The 20,692-nt window shown below is 71.5% G+C and carries 19 protein-coding genes; 5 read left to right on the plus strand and 14 right to left on the minus strand.

Going from position 1 to position 20,692, the window contains the following annotated elements; all coding sequences use genetic code 11:
- Positions 1-664: 664 nt before the first annotated feature.
- Complete coding sequence (locus AC1DCG_RS22185; RefSeq protein ID WP_477029713.1) at positions 665-1,825, minus strand: TetR/AcrR family transcriptional regulator; 1,161 nt, start codon at positions 1,823-1,825, stop codon at positions 665-667.
- Positions 1,826-2,065: 240 nt separating this feature from the next.
- Here AC1DCG_RS22185 and AC1DCG_RS22190 point away from each other — a divergent pair, with 240 nt between their 5' ends.
- From AC1DCG_RS22190 to AC1DCG_RS22200, 3 genes are all read left to right on the plus strand, one after another.
- Positions 2,066-4,912 carry a TonB-dependent receptor gene (locus AC1DCG_RS22190; RefSeq protein WP_477041676.1) on the plus strand — a complete coding sequence of 949 codons (2,847 nt, stop codon included), beginning with the start codon at positions 2,066-2,068 and terminating at the stop codon, positions 4,910-4,912.
- Between the two features lie 17 nt (positions 4,913-4,929).
- The gene (locus AC1DCG_RS22195) at positions 4,930-6,042 is read left to right on the plus strand and encodes a tyrosine-protein phosphatase (protein ID WP_477029715.1); all 1,113 of its coding nucleotides are present in this window, start codon (positions 4,930-4,932) and stop codon (positions 6,040-6,042) included.
- Between the two features lie 117 nt (positions 6,043-6,159).
- A complete protein-coding gene (locus AC1DCG_RS22200) occupies positions 6,160-8,634 on the plus strand; it encodes a glycosyl hydrolase 115 family protein (RefSeq protein WP_477029716.1) in 2,475 nt (824 codons plus the stop codon).
- Between the two features lie 152 nt (positions 8,635-8,786).
- Here AC1DCG_RS22200 and AC1DCG_RS22205 read toward each other — a convergent pair whose 3' ends face one another.
- The 8 genes from AC1DCG_RS22205 to AC1DCG_RS22240 form a co-directional block, all read right to left on the minus strand.
- Complete coding sequence (locus AC1DCG_RS22205; protein ID WP_477041677.1) at positions 8,787-10,289, minus strand: adenosine deaminase family protein; 1,503 nt, start codon at positions 10,287-10,289, stop codon at positions 8,787-8,789.
- 204 nt (positions 10,290-10,493) lie between these two features.
- On the minus strand, positions 10,494-11,309 hold the full coding sequence (locus tag AC1DCG_RS22210) for a DUF1521 domain-containing protein (RefSeq protein ID WP_477029718.1): 816 nt from the start codon (positions 11,307-11,309) through the stop codon (positions 10,494-10,496).
- 266 nt (positions 11,310-11,575) lie between these two features.
- Positions 11,576-12,379: a type III secretion system export apparatus subunit SctT gene (gene sctT, locus AC1DCG_RS22215; protein ID WP_477029719.1), complete on the minus strand. Its 804-nt coding sequence runs from the start codon at positions 12,377-12,379 to the stop codon at positions 11,576-11,578.
- A gap of 10 nt (positions 12,380-12,389) precedes the next feature.
- Positions 12,390-12,662, minus strand: coding sequence for a type III secretion system export apparatus subunit SctS (sctS, locus tag AC1DCG_RS22220; RefSeq protein WP_165260127.1), 273 nt, complete (start codon positions 12,660-12,662; stop codon positions 12,390-12,392).
- 13 nt (positions 12,663-12,675) lie between these two features.
- On the minus strand, positions 12,676-13,338 hold the full coding sequence (gene sctR, locus AC1DCG_RS22225; protein WP_477041678.1) for a type III secretion system export apparatus subunit SctR: 663 nt from the start codon (positions 13,336-13,338) through the stop codon (positions 12,676-12,678).
- 6 nt (positions 13,339-13,344) lie between these two features.
- Positions 13,345-14,340 (minus strand): FliM/FliN family flagellar motor switch protein, encoded by a 996-nt coding sequence (locus tag AC1DCG_RS22230; protein WP_477029720.1) that lies wholly within the window; start codon positions 14,338-14,340, stop codon positions 13,345-13,347.
- Positions 14,337-14,981 (minus strand): response regulator transcription factor, encoded by a 645-nt coding sequence (locus tag AC1DCG_RS22235; protein ID WP_165260123.1) that lies wholly within the window; start codon positions 14,979-14,981, stop codon positions 14,337-14,339. The genes AC1DCG_RS22230 and AC1DCG_RS22235 overlap by 4 nt, the downstream gene beginning before the upstream one ends.
- Positions 14,978-16,039 carry a sensor histidine kinase gene (locus tag AC1DCG_RS22240; RefSeq protein WP_477029721.1) on the minus strand — a complete coding sequence of 354 codons (1,062 nt, stop codon included), beginning with the start codon at positions 16,037-16,039 and terminating at the stop codon, positions 14,978-14,980. The genes AC1DCG_RS22235 and AC1DCG_RS22240 overlap by 4 nt, the downstream gene beginning before the upstream one ends.
- A 98-nt stretch (positions 16,040-16,137) precedes the next feature.
- Between AC1DCG_RS22240 and AC1DCG_RS22245 the strand changes: the two genes are divergently transcribed.
- Both AC1DCG_RS22245 and AC1DCG_RS22250 read left to right on the plus strand, forming a co-directional pair.
- Positions 16,138-16,368, plus strand: coding sequence for a hypothetical protein (locus AC1DCG_RS22245; protein WP_058348267.1), 231 nt, complete (start codon positions 16,138-16,140; stop codon positions 16,366-16,368).
- A 15-nt stretch (positions 16,369-16,383) separates the two neighbouring features.
- Positions 16,384-17,043 (plus strand): hypothetical protein, encoded by a 660-nt coding sequence (locus tag AC1DCG_RS22250; protein WP_477029722.1) that lies wholly within the window; start codon positions 16,384-16,386, stop codon positions 17,041-17,043.
- A gap of 197 nt (positions 17,044-17,240) precedes the next feature.
- Here AC1DCG_RS22250 and AC1DCG_RS22255 read toward each other — a convergent pair whose 3' ends face one another.
- The 5 genes from AC1DCG_RS22255 to AC1DCG_RS22275 all read right to left on the minus strand — a co-directional run.
- A complete protein-coding gene (locus AC1DCG_RS22255) occupies positions 17,241-17,900 on the minus strand; it encodes a hypothetical protein (protein WP_477029723.1) in 660 nt (219 codons plus the stop codon).
- A complete protein-coding gene (locus AC1DCG_RS22260) occupies positions 17,897-18,376 on the minus strand; it encodes a hypothetical protein (RefSeq protein WP_477029724.1) in 480 nt (159 codons plus the stop codon). The genes AC1DCG_RS22255 and AC1DCG_RS22260 overlap by 4 nt, the downstream gene beginning before the upstream one ends.
- Complete coding sequence (locus tag AC1DCG_RS22265) at positions 18,373-19,710, minus strand: FliI/YscN family ATPase (protein WP_477029725.1); 1,338 nt, start codon at positions 19,708-19,710, stop codon at positions 18,373-18,375. Before AC1DCG_RS22265 ends, AC1DCG_RS22260 begins: the two co-directional genes overlap by 4 nt.
- On the minus strand, positions 19,707-20,306 hold the full coding sequence (locus AC1DCG_RS22270; RefSeq protein ID WP_477029726.1) for a FliH/SctL family protein: 600 nt from the start codon (positions 20,304-20,306) through the stop codon (positions 19,707-19,709). The genes AC1DCG_RS22265 and AC1DCG_RS22270 overlap by 4 nt, the downstream gene beginning before the upstream one ends.
- On the minus strand, positions 20,303-20,692 hold a 390-nt coding region (locus tag AC1DCG_RS22275; RefSeq protein WP_477041679.1), incomplete at its 5' end, for a hypothetical protein. The genes AC1DCG_RS22270 and AC1DCG_RS22275, both read right to left, overlap by 4 nt.

A 20,692-nucleotide genomic window follows, 5' to 3' on the forward strand; every position in this document is an offset into this window, starting at 1 on the left:
ATTCCGGAGGGCCGGAGGCGCGGGTGCTGTTTCAACCCTGGACCCGGCTGTCCCACGGACGGGCAGGACCAATAGCCCCGCGGTGATCCGGCGGCGGCCTCGGCTGATCCTGTTAGGCCGGTTTGACGATCCCGGCCCTGTCGACCCGCAAGCTTGTCCAGGAAGGGTTCGCAGGGCCCCGGATCTATCCACGAACAGACCCTGTCCCGCCTTCCCGAGACCKTCTTGCGGCCCCGCTCGATGCGGTCCTCGCCACGCTTGGGCCGGTACCAAGAGCCCTCCCCATGGCGGGGACGGCTTTGATTATGCAGCCGGTTTSAGCGCGTCTGATTGAATWGGMTGAGAAAGTTGTAGAGCGTTGGATTGGTTGGGTTCTTTTCGGCGAACGCCGGGGATCCACGCTGCTCTRTCCCCGTCCGGCTCCTGTTCCTTCTCCCTGGAGGGAGAAGGCAGCCTGCGAAGCAGGTCGGATGAGGGGTTAGGGACGGTCGACGGCGTGCCGGCACGCCSGCTGACACCGTAACCCCTCACCCTCCCAGGCTTCGCCTGGGCCCCTCCCTCTCCCCTCCGGGAGAGGGTTTGGGGGGCGATCCCATGCGTCCGGGAAGCTGAAAACGCCCCCCTCTCCGGCCCTCTGGGCTGCCTCCCCAGAGGGGGAGGATCGCTAGAGCTGGCCGAACAGCCTGGCCTGCAGGGCGTCGCGCATCGCGCCGAACACGGCTTCGCGCTCGGCGGGGGCGGCGAAGCGGAGTTTGCCGATCAGGCCGCTCATCACGGTGGACCAGACCATGGCGTCCAGGCCGTCGGCGTCGTTGACGCCCTGGCGGCGCAGCATGCGCATGGAGGTGGCGCCGCGGGTGGCGCGGACGGCGGCGGCCAGCGGCTGCAGGGCCGGTTCGCGGGCGGCGGCCAGTTGCAGCGCGCCCAGCGCCCGCACCCGCGCCGAGAAGCCGCCGGTGGGCGCCATGACGGTGGCCACGCCCGTGTCGTCGGCGCTGGCCAAGACCTCGGCCCGCACCTGGCGATGCAGCTCGACCATGGCCGCCTCGACGAGGTCGGCCTTGGTGCGGAAGAAGTAGGTGGTGGCGGCCAGCGACACCCCGGCCCGGGCGGCCACGTCGCGCTGGGTCAGGCGGGAGACGCCGCGGTCGGCGATGCCGGCGATGGCCGCCTCGACGATGCGGCGGGCCGTCTCGTTGGCGTGCTCGCGTTCGGGCAGCGCCTCGTCGGGCGCCAGGCCGGCCGGGACCGGATCGATCGCCGTCCTGCCCAGGCGCGCGCCCAGGCGGCGGAAGGCCGGAGCCAGCCACAGCTGCCGCTCGCCCGCGTCGGGCTCGACGTGCAGCAGGGTGCAGAGGCCGACGGCCAGACCCGCCCAGCCGTCGGCGTAGGCGTCGCCGGCGCCCAGCAGAAGGGCCGTCTCGCGCCAGAAGGCGAACTCGGCCTCCCCGCCCCGCCCGGCCGCCGCCTGGAGCTCCAGGTCGCCGCCGACCTCGGCCTCGATCTCGAACTCGCCCAGCAGCACGAAGCCCAGCCGCCCCGCCTCCAGGCGTTCGGCGACCAGCAGGGTCATGCGATCGGCCAGGCTGCTCCAGCGTGGACCGCGCGAGAGGCCCGGGCGCAGCGCCTCGCGCTCGCGCCCGGCCTCGTCCAGCGCCTGGGCCTGGATCCGGCGCAGGAAGCCGGCGCGATCCCCGAAATGATAGTTCACGGCCGACGCGGCCGCCCCGGCCCGAGCGGCGGCGGTGCGCGCGCTGACGGCTCCCAACCCCTCCTCCAGGGCGATGCGCCAGCCCGCCTCGACCAGTTGGAGGGCGGAATCCAAGTCTGCGAAAGCCATGCCCCGTGTGTGGCTGGACAGGCGTTCGAACGCAAGTCTGGACAAGCGTTCAAGTTAAGCCCTCACCACAGCGAGAGCGCGCGCCTCGGCCAGGAACTATATCGCTATTTTTCAGTTATTTACCCACGCATACATCAATCCGTCGCCTAAATTTCACGACAGTTTCACACGGTACAATCGTTCGAATTGCTATCCGCCCCTCGTCTTCATCGAGGGGAAGCCATCATGATCCGCGCCAGCCGGAGCGCCGCCAAGGCCCTGCTGCTCACCACCGCCGCGCTCGCCCTGCCGATCGCCGCCCATGCCGCCGACGCGGCCCAACCCGCCGCCATCTCGGCTGCGGCGGCCGCCACCGGCCGGGTGGTCGGCACGGACGGGGCCTATCTGGTCGCCGCCGAGGTGTCGGCGCCGAAGCTGAACCTGCGCACCACCACCGACCGCGAGGGCCGCTTCAGCCTGGCCCTGCCGGCCGGCCCGCAGACCCTGCTGGTGCGCTATCCGGGCCTGCCCGACCGCGAGGTCGAGGCCACGGCCGGCGCGGCGCCGATCACCGTCAGCTACGCCGACGCCCAGGAGATGGAGGCGCTGGTGGTGACCGCCGGCCCGATCCTGGGCTCGCAGGCCGCCGCGATCGCCCAGCAGCGCGCCGCCGACAACATCATGAGCGTGGTCGCCGCCGACGCCATCGGCCGCTTCCCCGACCAGTCGGCCGCCGCCGCCCTGTCGCGCATTCCCGGCGCGGCCATCGAGCGCGACCAGGGCCAGGAGCGCTACGTGCAGCTGCGCGGCGCGCCCGAGCGCTGGACCGTGGTGTCGATCGACGGGATGAACGTGCTGGGCGCCGAGGAGCGGGTGTTCCGCTTCGACTCTGTGCCGGCCGTCGTCATCCAGTCGATGGAAGTCAACAAGACCCTCACCCCCGAGCAGCCGGCCGAGGCCCTGGCGGGCCGCATCAACATCGTCACCGCCTCGCCCTTCGACCGCCRCGGCCTGCACGTTTCGGGCGACATCGGCTACGGCGAGATGCAGTTGGGCGACGGGCCCCAGCGCCAGGGCTCGATCCGCGGCTCGTGGTCGAACGACAGGTTCGGCGTCGTGGCGGCGCTGGCGCACTACCGCCGCAACCAGACCACCGACAACCGCGAGATCACCTGGAACCGCGACGGTGATTTGAACACCGTCGACGACTTCTCCTTCCGCTCCTACCGCCTGGAGCGCGAGAACAACGCCGCCCAGCTGGGCCTGGAATACCGCCCCGACGGCGGCGGCCGGATCTTCTTCAACAGCCTGTACTCGGAATTCATCGATCGCGAGCAGCGCAACCAGTACGACTTCCAGCTGTCGCGCGCCCGCACCCAGACGGCGGCCAATCGCGGCCCCGACAGCGGCTTCGTCGACGGCGCGGCCTATACCGGCAGCTGGGAATACGGCCGCTACTACAGCGACACCTTCGCCAACACCCTGGGCGGCGACCACGAGTGGGCCGACACCTCGATCAAGTGGCGGCTGAACTACACCCACACCGACGCGGGCGCTTACCTGCCGCTGATCCAGCAGAACTTCGGCCGCCTGTCGCTGGTCTACAGCGGCGCGACCTCGGGGATCCCGGACCTTGATCTCTATACGACCAGCGGTTCGGGCACGACCTACACGCGGGGTTCGGCGCTGAGCGCCCTGCCGCAGACCGGCTCGCAGGCCGACGTGCTGATCCCGATCGTCTACAGCACCGACACCGACGCCTGGACGGGCCAGGTCGACATCGCCCGCGACTGGACCTCCTTCGGCGCTGAATCCACCTTCAAGGCCGGCGTGAAGTACGACATGCGCAAGGCGACCGGGAACACCTTCTCGGGCGTGCCGGGCGCGACGCCGATCCTGCAGAGCCTGGCGGCCCAGACCGGCGGGACCTGGAGCGTGACCCCGCGGATCACGGGCGCCCAGTGGACCAGCGACTTCGCCCGCGGCTGGGGCGTGGCCCTGGTCGACAACATCGGCCTGCGCCAGGACCTGGACACCCTTCTGGCCAAGGCCACCAGCGCCGGGCTCTACAACGCCGCCGCAGCCGTGCAGCCGCAGGACCGCTTCGCCGTCGACGAGAACATCCTGTCGGCCTACGCCCAGAACAGGTGGACCCTGGGCAAGTGGGAGGTGCTGGCCGGCCTGCGCGTCGAGAGCGTCGACCTGGAGAGCCGGGGCGTGGTGGCCAGCGGGTCGAGCCTGACCCCGCTGACGGCCAAGCAGAGCTACACCGACCTGTTCCCCAGCATCCACGTCAACTACGAGGTCACCGACGACATCCAGGCGCGCTTCGCCCTGATCAGCGGCGTGGCCCGGCCCTCGTTCGGCGAAATCCGCACCAGCGTGTCGGTCAACGACGCCAGCGAGACGGTCAGCGGCGGCAATCCCGACCTGAAGCCCGAGCGCGCCTTCGGCTTCGACACGGCGCTGGAATGGTATCTGCCGGGGGCCGGCCTGCTGTCGGCCTCGGCCTTCTATCGCCGGATCGACGACGTGCTCTACGACAGCGTCGCCACCATCCGCGACGACCGCTACGACGTCGGGACGCTGGACCGCACGGGCTATACCTACTCGACGACGCTGAACGGCTCGGACGGCAAGATGGCCGGTATCGAGCTGGCCTACATGCAGCAGTGGCGGTTCCTGCCGGGCCCGCTGAGCGGCTTCGGCTTCCAGGGCAACGTCACCTTCCTGGACGGCGAGTTCAAGACGCCCGAAGGCGTCAAGAGCTCCTTCCCGGGCCTGTCGGACACCCTCGTCAACGCCTCGATCTTCTACGAGAAGTACGGCCTGTCGGCCCGCCTTTCGTACCAATGGCGCAACGACTGGCTGGACGAGCCCAGCGTCGACGCCACCGACCAGACCTACTGGGCGGCGACCGAGCAGCTGGACCTGTCGCTGCGCTACCAGGTGCGCGACGGCGTCACCGTCTACTTCGACGCCAGCAACCTCACCGACGAAACCGGCATGCGCTACCAGGGCCACGCCAACCGCCCCATCGAAGCCGAGGGCGTGGGCCGCCGGTTCATGGGCGGCGTGCGGTTCAACTTCTAAAGCCAGGACATAGAAAAATGCCGATCCGCAACCTGCTGACGGCCGCCTGCGCGGCGGCCGTCCTCGCCGCCCCGGCCGTCCAGGCCCGCACGGCTTCGACGACCGTGACCCAAGCCTCGGTCGTCCTGAAGGACGGGACCTACCAAGTGGCCTGGAAGACCAGCCGCCCCGGCGCGCCGGTCGACCTCTATGTCGCCGCCTCGCCCGACGCCCCGCTGAAGGCCATGCGCAAGCTGGCCGACAACGACAAGGACGGCGCCGCGGCGGTGACCACCGCCCAGGCCGGCGCGAACCGCCCCTATTTCTACGTCGTCGCCGACGGCGAGAAGGCCGGCCTGCGCACGGCCACCCGCGTGGTGCCGCTGCAAGGCGCGGCCAACTTCCGCGACCTGGGCGGCTATTCGGCCGCGAACGGCAAGCACGTGCGCTGGGGCCAGGTGTTCCGCTCCAACGGCCTGTCGACCCTGACCGACGCCGACTACAAGACCGTCGGCGACCTGGACGTGCGCCTGGTCTGCGACCTGCGCACCGACCAGGAGCGCAAGACCCAGCCCACCGTCTGGCGCGGCGGCAAGGCCGTGCCGGTGTTCCTGAACTCGCCCAAGGCGGGCCTGGACATGGACATGCGGGCGCTGTTCGGAAACGGCCCGCCGACGCCGCAGGCCGTGCGCGCCAACTTCATCGGCTTCTACAAGCTGATGCCCGACGCCTATGCCGGCGAGTACAAGGCCATGTTCGAGAAGCTGCTGGCGGGCGATGCGCCGATGCTGGTGCACTGCTCGGCGGGCAAGGACCGCACGGGCGTGGCCTCGGCCCTGATCCTGACCGCGCTGGGCGTGCCGCGCGCGCAGGTCACCGCCGACTACGCCATGAGCGAGACCCTGCTCGACACCGAGAGCGCCCGCCGCGCCATGGCCGCCGGCGCCAAGTCGGATGATCCCAACGCGGCCATGTTCGCCAAGCTGCCGCCGGAGATCACCCGCGTGCTGATGCGCACCGAGCCGGCCTATGTGGAGGCGGCGCTGGACGCGGTGACGGCCAAGTACGGCTCGGTCGAGGCCTATCTGGACAAGGTGCTGGGCGTCGACGCCAAGGACCTGGCCAGCTTGCGGGCCCGATATCTCGAGTAGCGATTTCATATTATGGGACAAATGCTCATAAAATGAATGGATAATCCTCCAGATCGCTCTATGGTCTGACCAATTCGACCAAGCTGCCTGACAGCTTCGCGATCTGGAGGAAACCCCATGCGGCTGACGTCGCTGCTGGCCGGCTTCGTCGCCGCCGTCTTCGCTACGACCGCTTGGGCGCAGGACGCCTGGGTCAGCGACAAGCGCACGCCGGGCGCGTTCCCCATCGCCGGCGCCGAGATCCTCTATGCCCAAGGCGACTTCCCCGTCGTCGGCCTGGCCGTAGGCGACCTGCGGGACGACCTGGGCGCGGTCGTCGGCACGCCCCCTTCCCTCTCCACCGGCAAGCCCGTCGGCAAGACCGCGATCATCGTCGGGACGCTGGGCAAGAACCCGCTGATCGACGACCTGGCGCGCGACGGCAAGCTGGACGTCGGCGACCTGCGCGGCGCCTGGGAAAGCTTCGTCATCGCCGTGGTCGACAAGCCCGCGCCGGGCATCGACAAGGCCCTGATCGTCGCCGGCAGCGACCGGCGGGGCACGGCCTTCGGCGTCTATGAACTGAGCCGCGCGGCCGGCGTCTCGCCCTGGACCTGGTGGGCCGACGTCAAGCCGCATCGCAAGAAGGCGCTGTACGTCGCCGCTGATGCGCGCCGCTTCGGCCCGCCGTCGGTGAAGTACCGCGGGATCTTCATCAACGACGAGGACTGGGGCCTGCAGCCCTGGGCGGCCAAGACCTTCGACCCGGCCTATGGCGACATCGGACCCAAGACCTACGAAAAGGTCTTCCAGCTGCTGCTGCGGCTGAAGGCCAACACCCTGTGGCCGGCCATGCACGAGGTGACCAGGCCCTTCAACGCCGACCCGGCCAACGCCGCCCTGGCCGACCGCTGGGGGATCGTCATGGGCTCGTCCCACGCCGAACCGATGCTGCGCAACAATGTCGGCGAGTGGAAGGCGGGCGCCGAGGCCTTCAACTACGCGGCCAATCCGGCGGGCGTGCTCGACTACTGGCGCGAGCGGGCCAAGACCAATGGCGGGTACGAGAACATCTACACCCTGGGCATGCGGGGCATCCACGACTCCGGCATGGTCGGCGGCGGCGACATCGACGGCCAGCGCGCCCTGCTGGAGAAGATCATCACCGACCAGCGCGGGCTGATCGGCCAGCATGTCGCCCCCAAGGTCGAGACCGTCCCGCAGGTGTTCACCGCCTACAAGGAGGTGCTCGACATCTACCGCTCGGGGCTGAAGGTTCCCGACGACGTCACCCTGGTCTGGCCGGACGACAATTTCGGCTACATCCGCCAGCTGCCGAACGCGCAGGAGCGCAAGCGGCCGGGCGGCTCGGGCGTCTACTATCACCTGTCGTACCTGGGCGCGCCGCTGTCGCACCTGTGGCTGTCGACCGTGCCGCCCGCCCTGGTGATCGAGGAGATGGGCCGGGCCTACGACCTGGGCGCCAGCAAGCTGTGGATCGTCAATGTGGGCGACATCAAGCCGGCGGAGCTGGGTACGCAGCTGTTCCTCGACATGGCCTGGGATGTGGAGAAGATCCGCAGCCAGGGAGCCAGCCGCTACACGATGGCGTTCGCCAGGGAGAACATCTCCCCCGAGCGCGCGCTGTGGGTCTCGGACATCCTGGACCAGCACCACCTGCTGAACTTCGAGCGCAAGCCCGAGCATCTGCAATGGTTCTGGGGCAAGGGCTCGACCCCGCGTTCCAGCCCGCTGTCGGTGGCGCAGGCCGACGTCCGCCTGGCGCGGTTCGACGCCCTGATCGCCAAACTGGACCAGGAGAGCGCCAGGATACCCGCCGACCGGCGCGACGCCTGGTTCGAACTGGTGGAGTATCCCGTGCGCGCGGCGGCGGCGGCCAACCACCGGTTCTTCGACGCCGAGGCGTTCGACCGCCTGATCGCCGAGCGGCCGGAGGAGGCGCATCGCCGCGCCGCCAGGGCCCGAGCAGCGGACGCGGAGATCGCCGCCCTCACCCGTCGCTTCAACGAGGAGATCGCCGGCGGGAAGTGGCGCGGGATCATGTCGGTGGAGCCGGCCGACGGCTCGTGGACCTCGTTCCGCCAGCGGCCCTTCGCGGCTCCGGCGGCGGATGCGACCGCGCCACGTCTGGCGCCCTCGCCGCCTGAAGGCGAAGGCCTGATCGTGGTCGAGGCCGAGACGGCCCGCGGCCGGGGCTGGCGGCGGATCGACGGTCTGGGGCGCGGCGGCGCGGCGATGGCGGCCGGCGACGTGCGCGAGGCCTCCGCCGGCGCCGCGTCGCTGGACTATGCGGTGAAGCTGCCGGCCGGCGCCTGGGCGCTGGACCTCGACCTGCTGCCGACCTTCCCGCTGAACGGCCAGACGGCGCTGCGGCTGGCGGTCGGGGCCGACGGCGGCGCGCCGGTGACGGTGCTGGCGCCGCGCAAGGTCGGCGACAAGGACTGGGCGCAGGGCGTGACCGACGGCCGCCTGCGGGTGAGCTCGGGCGTGACGCTGTGCGGCGGCGAGCACGCCGTGCGGGTGACCTCGGTGGACCCGGGGGTGGTGCTGGACGCGCTGGTGCTGCGGCCGGCGGGGGCGTGCCAACGGTAGCCCTTCTCCCATAGGGAGAAGGTGGCCTGCGAAGCAGGTCGGATGAGGGGTTAGAGATTGAAGACGGCGTGCCGGCACACCGGCTGGCGGCGTAACCCCTCACCCTCCCAGGCTATCGCCTGGGCCCCTCCCTCTCCCCTCCGGGAGAGGGATCAGAACGTGGCTTCGAACGCCTCCAGCTCGCGCTCCAACCGCCATTGCATCGCCGCCTTGAGGTTCTTGTTCAGGAACACGTCGCAGGCCGGGCCGGGCTTGGCGCACTCGGCCGCGCCGGTCAGGCTTCTGCCCGGCAGGAAGGCGTATTCCAGGCTGTCACGGGCCATGGCCTTGAGATCGGCATAGCGCAGGCCGTGCTCGGTGGCGGCGCGGACATATTCGTTGGTCAGGTCGATGCGCGAGACGCCCTCGTCGTCGGTGGACAGCACCACCGGAACGCCGGCCCGGCGATAGAGCGCCAGCGGGTGTTCGGCGCCCTTCACGCCCAGGATGACGTCGTTGCTGGTCAGGTTGATCTCGACGGCGACCTTGTCGCGGGCCATGCGCTTGAGCAGGCCCGGCGCGTCGTGCTCGTAGGCGATGTCGACGCCGTGGCCGATACGCCTGGCGCCGGCCACCGCCACGGCCTGGTTGATGTGGAAGGTCAGGTCGCGGGGCGGCACGAGGCCAAGGGTCAGTTCGCCGGCGTGCAGGGCCATCGGAACCTTGGGATAGCGGCCCGACAGGTACTTCATCATCCGCATGTGCAGGGCGTAGTCGCCGAGCGAGACCGGGTGGTCCTCGGGGTTGAMGATATTGACCCCGACGAAGCGCGGGTCGGCGTCGACCAGGGCGAAGGCGGCGGCCATCTGGGCGAAGACGAAGCCGGCCGGCTGGGCGCGTTCGACGAAGGGCTGGAAGCGCACCTCGACGGCGCACGGGCCGGCGGTCCCGGCGTTCTGGGCGCAGTTCAGGCGCCGGTCGCCCTCGGCCAGGGCCGCGTCCATCTCCTTGCGCGAGGCCTCGACCATGGCCGGCAGGCCGGAGGCGAAGGCGGCGTAGGTCCTGGCGAAGTCGCCGTCCCAGCGGCCGGCCTCGCGCTCGGCGAAGGCGCGCATGGCGTTGGGATTAGCCGAGCTCTCGACATAGGACACCCGGTCCTGGGCGGCGTATTCGCGGGTGACGGCGACCATCGGCCCGATATTGGGCACGGCCGCGGCGGCGAAGCGCTCGAAGGTCGAGAAGAACTGGTCGTGGCCCGAGGCCGCAGCCTGGTCAGCGCCGCGGTCGTAGTTGCGCACCGACAGGCTGTCGATCACCCGGTTGTATAGGGCCGGATCGCGACGGGCGAGGCCGGCGGCGGGCACGGTCGCCTTGCCGTCGCAAGGACCTGCGGTCAGGGCCGGCGGCGTCGCGGTGGAGACGCAGAGGCCGCCCTCGCCCGCCCAGGCGACGAAGTCCTCGGCATAGGGCGCGCCCCACAGGTGATTGTGCAGGTCGCCGCCCTTGGGCATGGCCTGCAGGAAAAGGCGCAGCCTGGCCTTGTCGCCGGCGGCGGCGTCGAAGGCGGCCGATGCGCGCGCCTCGGCGTCGGACGGGGCGGCCTGGGCGGGCGAGAGCGTCAACAGCCCGGCCGCCATCATCAGTCCGCTGGTCAGAAACCACTTTCGCGCGCGCATCGTCCGCCCCCAGATCCCCCGAGCCTGCCAAGTTTGGATGGCTTCCATCCAAACTTGGCAGGCTCAAGGTTCAAACACTGGAGCGCGCCCGGGCGGGTTAGCCGCGTACACCTAACCCTGGCGCGCTCTAGCCGCCTACCCACGATGATTTGCGCCATTTGGCAAATCGCAGGCGGCGGAAAGAACCGGAAGGCGAGCGGCGGATCAGGCTTCCAGCACCGGGAAGCGCTGGGCCGCCTTGGCGTTGGTCGTCGAGCCTTCCGTCGAACCCTCGGCCAGGGCGGCGACGCCCACGCCCAGCAGCCAGCCGGTCAGCATCAGGCCGAGGCTGGAGTTGAAGGCCTCCAGCGCCTCGCGCACCGGCTCCATGCCCGGCTTGGTCAGGTCGAAATCGACCTGGCCGACGGCGCCGCCGGTGATTCTGCTGGTCCAGCCCGACGAGGCCGCGTCGTTCTCGTGGATCACGAAGCCGTCGTCATGGGCCGCGTCGAGCGCGTAGCCGTTGCCGCCGAGCGTGACCGAGAAGTCGCCCTTGGTCTGCTCGCTGACCCCGTCGATGACGATGGCCTGGTCGCCCTTCGTGACCACCACCTGCTCGGCGTAGGTCATGTTGTTCCAGGTCGAGGTCTCGGTGTTGATCGTGATCTTCGTGCCGTTCTCGAGCTGGAAGGTCGTCGTGCCCCAGAAGTCGCCGATGTGCTCGCCGTTGTAGCTGACGTGCGGGTCGCCCCAGACGCGGGTGGCGTTGCCGTCGGCGTCGCGGACGATGATCTCCGAGCTCGCCTCGTTGATCGACAGGGTGTAGCCGTCGCCGATGTCGATCTCGGCCTTGCCCTCGCCGGGCATGCTGGCGGTGAACGGCTGCTGGGCGGGGGCGGGCTGGAACAGCCCGGCGACCATCGCGCCCAGGGTGAACTGCATGGCGCTGAAGGTCTTCAGCGACTGGCCGAGGCCCGCGCCGACACCGGTGAGGATCGCCGCGTTGAGCGCCGTGTTCAAGGCGCCGTTGATGGTGGTCATCGCTCCTACCCCTGCTCCGTCGAAAGCCGCCGAATGCGGCCTGCGACGAAAGGTGGCGCCAAGCGGGGCGGTCCAGATAGCTGGGGCGTATCCCATCAGGGAAAACCCTAGGTCGCTCCCCGAAAGGAACCTCCCCCTCTGGGGGAGGCGATCGCGCAGCGATCGATGGGGGGAATAGCTAGGAAAACGGCCAGCGCCTCGGAAGCTGAAAACGTCCCCCCACCGACCTTCGGCCGCCTCCCCCAGAGGGGGAGGTTCCCGTTCGCCTAACCCTTCCCGTCCAGCCCGCGCAGCACCTGCAGGATCACCGTCGGCCGGGCGCCGATCTCGTTGAGCAGCAGCTGGACGAGGCCGGTCAGCATGGCCAGGACCACCGCCGTGGCGATCCACGACTTGATGGCCAGGCCCAGCGAAAAGACGTTCAGCTGCGGGGCGTAGCGGTTGATCAGGCCAAGGCCGCCGTCGACGAGGTAGAGGACGATCAGGGCCGGGGTGGCCAGCATCACGGCCATGACCATCAGCCGCGAGAACTCGCCCTCGAACAGGGAAAGGCTGCGTAAGGACAGGATCGGCGTCAGGCTGCCGATCGGCCACACCGCATAGCTGTCGAGGATCACCCCGACCATCAGCAAGAGGCCGCCGCTGAACATGAAGACGAAGTTGGCCAGGCGGCTGAGGAACTCGCCGGTCAGCGAGGTCTGGTGGCCGCTCAAGGGGTCGACGACCTGGGCGATGGTGGCGCCGACCTTGGCGTCGATGATCTGGCCGGCCGCCTCCAGGGCCCACAGCATGGTTCCGAAGAAGAAGCCAATGACCAGGCCCACCAAGGCCTCCTTGGCGAAGATCATGATCCACTGGACCGTCGGCAGCTCCATCTGGGCCAGCTGCGGCTGCAGCGTGATGACGATGATCCCGAAGGCCAGGAAGATCGAGTTGCGCACCAGGGCCGGCACCGTCTCGGGCGACAGTAGCGGCAGCAGCATGAAGGCCGCCGCCACCCGGGTCGCGCCGACGGCCAGGATCAGGGTGTTGTCGAAGATCGCCCCGAGCCAGTCGGGGGCTCCGGTCATGCGCCCCTCGTCATCGGCGGACCATGGCCGGGAACTCGGTGAACACCCGGTCGCCGAAGCGATAGAGCGTGCCGCCCAGCAAGCTGGCGGTGACGAAGATCGTCAGCACGATGGCGAAGAACTTGGCCGCGTACTGCAGGGTCTGCTCCTGCAGCTGGGTGGCCGACTGGACCACCGCCACGACGAGGCCGACCAGCGAGGCGGCGACGATCGGCGGGGCCGACAGGATCAGCACCAGCCAGAGGGCCTGGTTGACGAGCTCGATGGCCTGGGCGTTCAGCATGCGCGGCCTCTCCTCACGTGTAGGACAGCACGAGGCCGTGCGAGAGCTTCACCCAGCCGTCGATCAGCACGAACAGCAAGAGCTTGAACGGCAGCGACACCGTCGTCGGCGACAGCATCATCATGCCCATGGCCAAGAGGATGTTGGAGACCACCAGGTCGATGATCAGGAACGGCAGGAAGATCAGGAAGCCGATCTGGAAGGCCGCGGCCAGCTCCGACACGGTGAAGGCCGGGACGACGACGATGAAGTCGCGCTGGGTCAGGGCGCGGGCCTTTTCCGGGCCGTTGATGMGCTGGGCGGTCTTCAGGAAGAAGGCGCGCTCGCGGGGCGTCGAATGCTTGATCAGGAACTCGCGCAGCGGCTCCTTGGCCTTGTCGGCGTAGGTGAACAGGGCCTGGGTGTCGCTGCTGACGGCGGCCACGGGTTTGACGCCCTGGTTGGCGGCGGCCATCTGCTGGCCGACCGGATACATGACGTAGAGGGTCAGGATCAGGGCCAGGCCGTTGAGCACGATGTTGGGCGGCACCTGCTGCAGGCCCAGGGCGTTGCGCAGCAGGCTGAGCGTGACGACGATCTTGGTGAACGAGGTGACCATCACCGCCACGAACGGCGCCAGCGCCAGCAGGATGACGGTGATGAGGGCCGAGCCCGGCGAGAATTGCGTCAGGTCCATCTGAACTCAGCCCTCGCCGCCTATGGTTTCGATCAGCACGCCCCAGGCCTCGCCGACGGGGACGAGGCGGCCGCGGGCGATGGGACGATCGCCGGCCAGCAGCACGGCGGGGGCGTCCTCGCGCGGGCCGGCCAGCACGACGGTCGAGCCGGGGCGCAGGCCCGCCAGCTCCGACAGCGGCAGGCTGGCCTCGCCCAGCAGCACCTTCAGCGGCACGGGCAGGTCGGCGGGAGCGACGGGCGCGGCGTCGGGCGCCGTGTCCTCGGTCGGGGCGACGGCGATGTCGAGCGGCGGGGTCATGGCGCTCTCCTCGATGGCGTTGAGCGTGAAGCGGCGATGGGAAAGCTCGAACCGGCCGACGAGGCGGCGGTCGAACAGGGTGAGGCTGGCCAGGCCCGGGCGCGCGGCCGACAGCGGGGTCAGCACGATGTCGCCGGGGCGCAGGGCCGCGGCGGTCGTCGCCGGCAGGTCGGGTCCGTCGAGCACCAGCGGCCCGGCGGCGGGCGCGGAGAGGTGCGCGCCAGGCGCCCAGGGATCGAAGATCGGCTGCGGCCAGGCGCGGGCGGCCTCGGCCTCGACGGCCAGGACGAGCCCGGCGAAGGGCGCGCCGTCCTGGGTCTCGACGGCGATCGCCAGGGCCAGCAGGCCCTCGGGCGCATCGGCCTCGACGCCCAGGGGCGACAGGCTCTCGGTGGTGGCGGCCTCGATGGCGGCCAGGACCGGCTCGACCCGGTCCAGCGCGATCAGCAGCTCGGCGTCGTCGGCCGGGGCGAAGGCGGCGCCGGCCAGCTGGCGGATCGCCAGGCGCAGGCTCGGCGCATCCTCGCCGAACAGGATCCACGGACCGGCCCCGGCCTCGGCGTCGAGGGCGACGCGGGTGACGAGGCCCGGCGCGCGCAGGGCGGCCAGCACCGCCAGGGCGTGGTTGCGAGCGACGAGATCGGAAAGGTCGGCGGCGGGCGATGCGCCCTCCCCGGCCCGGAGGTCGAGGAAGGCGCTCATGCGTCGTCGTCCACGGTTGCGGTAACAGCCATGCGCACCAGCCGGGTCAGGCTGGTCGCCTCCATCTTGGTCATGATCCGCGAGCGGTGCAGCTCGACGGTCTTGGGACTGATGCCCAGCTCGTAGGCGATGACCTTGTTGACCTTGCCGGCGACTACCAGGGCCATGACCTCGCGCTCGCGCTCGGTGAGACCGGAAAGGCGGCGGACATAGGCCTCCTGGCCCGGCGTCCGGACGGGACGGACCTGGGCGAAGGCCCGTTCCAGGGCCGCCTCGAGCGCAGCCTCCTGGAAGGGCTTTTCCAGGAAGGTGATCGCGCCCTTCTGCATGGCCTCGACCGCAAGCGGCACGTCGCCGTGGCCGGTCATGAAGATCACCGGCCGCTCGCAACCGCGGGCCTTCAGCGCATCCAGCAGCTCCAGGCCCGACATGTCGGGCATGCGCACGTCGAGCAGCAGGCAGGCGTCGGGCGGCGGATCGCCGGCGTCGAGGAAGGCGCGCGCGCCGTCGAAGGTGGAGACGGCGTAGCCCAGGCTTTCCAGCCACCAGGCGGCGGACTGGCGGAACTCGCCGTGGTCGTCGACCAGGCAGACCGCGCCCAGGGGGCCGGGCTCTGGCGTCGATGTCGAGGGGGTGGTCATGGCTCCTCCTGGCGCGCCGCGGGCAGCGCGATGTGGAATACGGTCCCCCCCTCGGGATCCGGGGCGTGCCAGAGACGCCCGCGATGCAGTTCGACGATGGATCGGCAGATCCCCAGGCCCACCCCCATGCCGCCGGGCTTGGTCGAGAAGAACGGCGAGAACATCCGCCCTTCCGCCCCCGCCTCGACGCCCGGACCGCTGTCGGCGACGGTCAGTTCGACCATGCGGTCGCTACCTTCCATGGGCGCGGCGGCGATGGTCAGGCGGCGGGGACCGGGCCGGCCGCGCATGGCGTCCAGGCCGTTGCGGGCCAGGTTCACCAGCACCTGCTGGATCATCACCGCATCGCCCAGCACCGGCGGCAGATCGGCGAACCGGGCGCGGGCGAGCACCTTGTCGCGGGCGATCTCCCAGTCGAGCAGGTCGAGCGTGGCGCGCACCAGCCGGGGCAGGTCCAGCGGCTCGACCTGGGGCTGACGCTGCTCGACGAAGGAGCGCATCCGCTGGATGACGCCCGAGGCGTAGAGGGCCTGCTCGGCCGCGCGGTCGAGGGCCTCGACGCCCTCCTCCTTCGACAGCGCCCCGCGCGCCAGCCGGGCCTTGAGCCCCCGCGCGATGTTGGCGATCGAGCCGATCGGCTGGTTGAGCTCGTGGGCGATCATCGTCGCCATCTCGCCCACCGACATGACCCGCGAGGTCAGCAGCAGGCGCTCGCGGTCGGCCAGGCGACGGCCTTCCGCCTCCTGGCGCTCGGCGGCGCTGGAGAGGATCAGGCAGACGCGGCCGTCGCCGTGCGCGGCGCGGGCCTCGAAAGCCTGGCCGTCGAGGTCCAGCGGCAGAAGGCCGCCCTCCCCGCGCCTCGCGGCCTCGACCGCCGCCAGCAGCCCGCCGGCCGGAACCTGGCCGGGGCGAAGCTCGGGCGTCAGCCGCGCGAAGGCGGGCGAGCGCCAAGCCAGGCGCGGCGCGGCGGCGTCCTCGAAGGCGGCGACCGCCAGGCCCAGGACGTCCAGCGCCTCGGCTTCGGGAGATTGGGAAAGGAGCGCGGCCAGGCCCGTCATGCGACACACTGGCCGGCTAGGGGAAACGGGCCGGCTAGGGAAAACCCGACTGGCGGGCGCGCGTTGTCTTTCGTATCGAGAGACTGAAGGAGCTCGCCATGTCCGCCAGCCGTATCGACGCCCCGTCCGTCTCCGGCGTCTGGAGCCACGGTCTTTCCGGGATCAGCCCGGCCGGCGAGCCCTCGCGCGCCCAGGCCTTCGGCGACTTCTCCGGCTTCTCGCGCCATGACGGCCGCATCGGTCTTTCGGGCGCCGCGCGCGACCTGGACGACACCGCCCGCGCCGTGGCCGATCGCCTGACCGACACCCGCGACAACGGCTTCATCTAAGGCTAGCGTGGCGGCGTGAACGCCGACCGCATCCTCAAGTCCGAGCCCGACTGGTTCGGCGCCGCCCAGGCGCTGGTCGAGGGCCTGCAGGGCCAGGCCAGCCTGGACCGCCGCGTCGACGTGCTGGAACGCGTCTGCACCGATCTGGGCGACGCGCTCTATCCGGGCTTCGCCAAGCTGCTGGCGGCCGTGGCCCATTTCGGCGAGCCGGAGGCCAAGGCGCTGGTCGCCGATACGCTGGCCCAGGCCCTGCTGACCGCCCGCCTGCCCGCAGCCCGCGTGCCGGCCTGGGGTGCGGGCGGGTTCTCCGGACTGGGCGGCGGACCGCTGCTGAGCAACAGCCGCAAGGTCGGGCCGCTGGAGTTCCTGTGCGTCTGGCTGGTGCGCGACATCGCCGACGCGCCGCTGGACGCCGAGGCCTTCGAGACGGCGGCGACCTATCTGCTGGACCTCGTCGGCGCCTCGCCCAAGGCCGCCGCGCTCTATGTCGACAAGCTGCGCGCCGACGCGGCCGACCCGACCGAGGGCCTGCACAACGCCCAGAGCCGCCGGCTGATCGAGGTGCTGGCCGAGCGCTGGGCCGCCGGCGATCCGCCGTCCGAGGTCGCCCGCGCGGTGGCCCGCGCGGCGGAAGCCGATCGGAGCGTGGGACGGTTCGGGCTGCCGCTGCGGTGAGCGCGAACGCCCAAGGTCGGAGCCGCTCCCCTTAAACCCCGTCATTCCCGCCCTTGTGGCGGGAAACCCTCTATCAGCCGCACGTGTGGATGGGGCGGCGTGCTGAGCACGCCGCTTGCAACGCCCATGCAAGCGGAACCAGGGGTTCCCGCCACAAGGGCGGGAATGACGGGAATGATGGGGAGAGGTGCGCAAGCTCAACGCACCCTCCGGATCAGCGCCTCGGGATCCAGGCCGTCGTCGGCCTCGACGAAGAGGTCGGCGAGCGCCAGGCCGCGCACTTCGAGGCGCTTGCGCAGGGTCTCCAGGGCCTTGGTCAGTTCGGGCGTCGCGTCGGGACGGGCCGCCAGAGTCAGGGACAGCGAACCGTCCGGAGCGCGCGACAGGCCAAGGCCGGTCAGCAGCGAGGCCTTGTCGGTTAGGCCCAGGGCGAGCGTCTTGCGATCGCCGCCGGAGGCCAGCCAGGCCTTGTCCATGGCGGCGGTGAAGGCCTCGATGTCGGCCGCGGCCGCGCCGGGCGCCGACACGGGGGTCTCGACCGCGCCGCCGCCGGACCTGGCCAGGGTCGAGAGGGCGTCGACGCCGCTGGCCTCCTGGCCGCCGGCGACCTCCTGGAAGTCGCGGGCCGGGCCCAGCAGGGCCGAAAGGTCGACCTTGCCGTCGTCGTCGTCGCGCTCGGTCTCCTTGTCGCGTTCGGCGCGGCCCGTCTGGCGGGCCTGCGGCTCGCGGCGCTCGGCGGCCTGCTGCAGCAGGGCCTGGAACTCCGAGCCGCGCCAGGGCGTGGGCGGCTCGCTCGCCGCCCGGGGGCTGGAGGTGTTCGGACGCTCGGCGGCGGCGTTGTCGCGGATGGTGGTCATCGGAAACTCCTGAAGGCGCCGGCGTCCTCGATCTCGAGCTGCTCGCGGGCCTCGCGGTCGGCGGCGACCAGGGCGCGGGCGTGGTCGAGGCGGCCGTTCATGGCGTCGAAGCGGCCCTGGGCGCGGGCCAGGGCCTGGACGGCGGCGGCCAGATCCTCGCGCGCCAGGTCCAGGGCCACGGCCTCCTGGTCGCGCAGGCGCTGGTCGGCGTCGCGGGCGAGCGCGACGGCTTCGCGCCGGGCCAGGGCGGCCTCGACCAGATGGGCCGCGCCCGACAGGCCGCCGGCGAACCAGTCGTCGAGCCGCGCCTTGGCCACGTCGTGCGCGGCGATCAGGCGGTCGCGGGCGGCCAGCGCCTCGACGGCCTGGACGACCTTGCGGCGGGCTTCGGCGGCCTCGCGCATGGCCTTCTCGACCCGGCGCTCGCGCAGCCTGACCACCGGCGTCAGGGCCTGGACCTGGGCGCGGGGGCTCATGCGGCGGTCTCCGCCAGCGCGGCCAGGGACTGATCGAAGGCGACGGCGTCATGCGCGCCCTGGCGCAGCAGATCGGTGATGCGCGAACGGCGGGCGATGGCCTCGTCGGCCAGGGGATCGCCGCCGGGCTTGTACTCGCCGATCTGCAGCAGGAACTCGACCTCGGCGTACTTGGCCATCCAGCCGCGCACCCGGGCGGCGGCGGCCTGCTGCTGCGCCCCGGCCACGCGCGGATAGACCCGGCTGAGGCTGGCGGCGACGTCGATGGCCGGATAGTGGCCGGCCTGGCCCAGCTTGCGGGAGAGATAGATGTGGCCGTCGAGGATCGAGCGGACCTCCTCGCCGACCGGGTCGCCACCCTCCTCGTCCTCGATCAGCACCGTGTAGAAGGCGGTGATCGCCCCGCCCTCGATCGCCCCGGCCCGCTCGAACAGGCGCGGCAGCTCGGCGAAGACCGACGGCGGAAAGCCCCGGCGCACGGCCGGCTCGCCCACCGACAGGCCGATCTCGCGCAGGGCGCGGGCGAAGCGCGTGACGCTGTCCATCTGCAGCATGACCCGGCGGCCCTCGGCCCGGAACCCTTCGGCGATGGCGGTGGCGACGTGGGCGGCGCGCACCCGCTCCATGGCCGGGCGGTCGGAGGTGGAGACGATGACCACCGAGCGGGCCAGGCCTTCGGGCCCCAGGCAGTCGTCGAGGAACTCGCGCACTTCGCGGCCCCGTTCCCCGATCAGGGCGATGACGTTGACGTCGCTGCGGGCGTGGCGGGCGAACATGCCGAGCAAGGTCGACTTGCCGCCGCCGGCCATGGCGAAGAGGCCCACGCGCTGGCCCTCGCCGGTGGTCAGCAGGGCGTCGACGCAGCGCACCCCCGTGGCGAAGGGCGTGTCGATCGGCGGACGGGCCAGCGGATTGGGAGCCTCGCCATAGACCGGGAACGACCTCAGCGGGCCGGTGATCGGCCCCAGGCCGTCCAGCGGTTCGCCATGGGCGTCGAGCACGCGGCCAAGCAGCCCCTGCCCCACGCCGATCTCGCTGCGGCGCGGACCGGCCACCACCTCGGCGTCGATGGCCACGCCTTCCAGGCGCGACAGCGGGGTGAGGATCGCCGCCCCGCCGTCGAGGCCGACCACCTGGGCCTTGACGACATGACCGCCCGAGCGATCGACGATCTCGCATTCCTGGCCGATGCGGACGTCGAGGCCCGTGGCGCGGACCGTGGTGCCGAAGGCCTGGGCGACGCGGCCCCGGCGCTCGACGGTGCGGGCGCCGCGCAGGACGTCGCGCAGACGGTCCTCGGCCGGCGTTTCGGTGAACGGGGCGTCGAAGCTCATGCGGCGGCCTCGCCGGCCGGAGCGGCGAACACCGCCTCCAGGGCCCGAAGCTGGGTCTCGAGCCCGGCGTGCGTGCGGCCCGAGGGGGTGTCGAGGACGCAGTCGCCGGCCGACACGTCGGCGTCGGCGACCACCTCGATGCGGGCGTCGATCGACCACAGGCGGCGGGTGACCGCGCCGGCGGCCTCGGGGGCGACGCGGACGCGGATCGGCTCTTCGGGCAGCAAGTCGCGGGCGGCCTGCTCGGCCAGGGCGGCCAGCACCTCGTCGGGGGCCAGGCCCGCGGCGATGCGGCGGACGACGTCGAGCGCCAGGGCGCCGGCGCTGGCCCGCAGGCGGTCGCGCTCGACCTGCAGGGCGGCGTGAACGCCGGCCAGCGCCTGGGCGGTCTCGCGGGCGGCGGCGGCGGTTCCCTCGGCATGGCCCTGGGCGAAGCCGTCGCGCAGGGCGGCCTCGCGGGTGGCCTGGCGCAGGGCGTCGAGGGCGGCGGTCAGCTCGGCCGCGTCGCGCACGGCGCCGACGTCCTCGCGACGGATCACCGGCTGGTCGGTCAAGAGCGCGCCCGAAGGTCCGGAAGACAGGAGCAGATAGGTCATGCGGCGGCCTCCAGCGCGCCGGCCTCGAAGGCCATGAAGAGCCCGCGCCCGGCATGCGCCGCGCCCAGGCCCCGGTCGGGATCGATCGCCAGCGGGACGACCGCGAAGAGTTCGGCCAGGCGCATGGCGGCCGCCGGACGGCGCCCGGCCTCGGCCAGCAGCACCCCGGCGCCGAGGGCGCAGAAGGCCTCGTCGTCGGCCAGCGCCCCTTCCGCCTGCGCAAACGCCGCGACCAGGCCGGGCGGCGAGGCCAGGACGGCGTCCAGGGCCGGCTCGCCGATGCGGCGGGCGACGCGGCCCAGGCGCCTGCCGTCGATCGTGCGGCGCAGGATCTCGGCGCAGGCGGCCGCGGCGGCGAAGTCGGCCAGGCGCGCGCGGCGCTCGGC

The organism is Caulobacter sp. 10L414 (assembly GCF_056395525.1).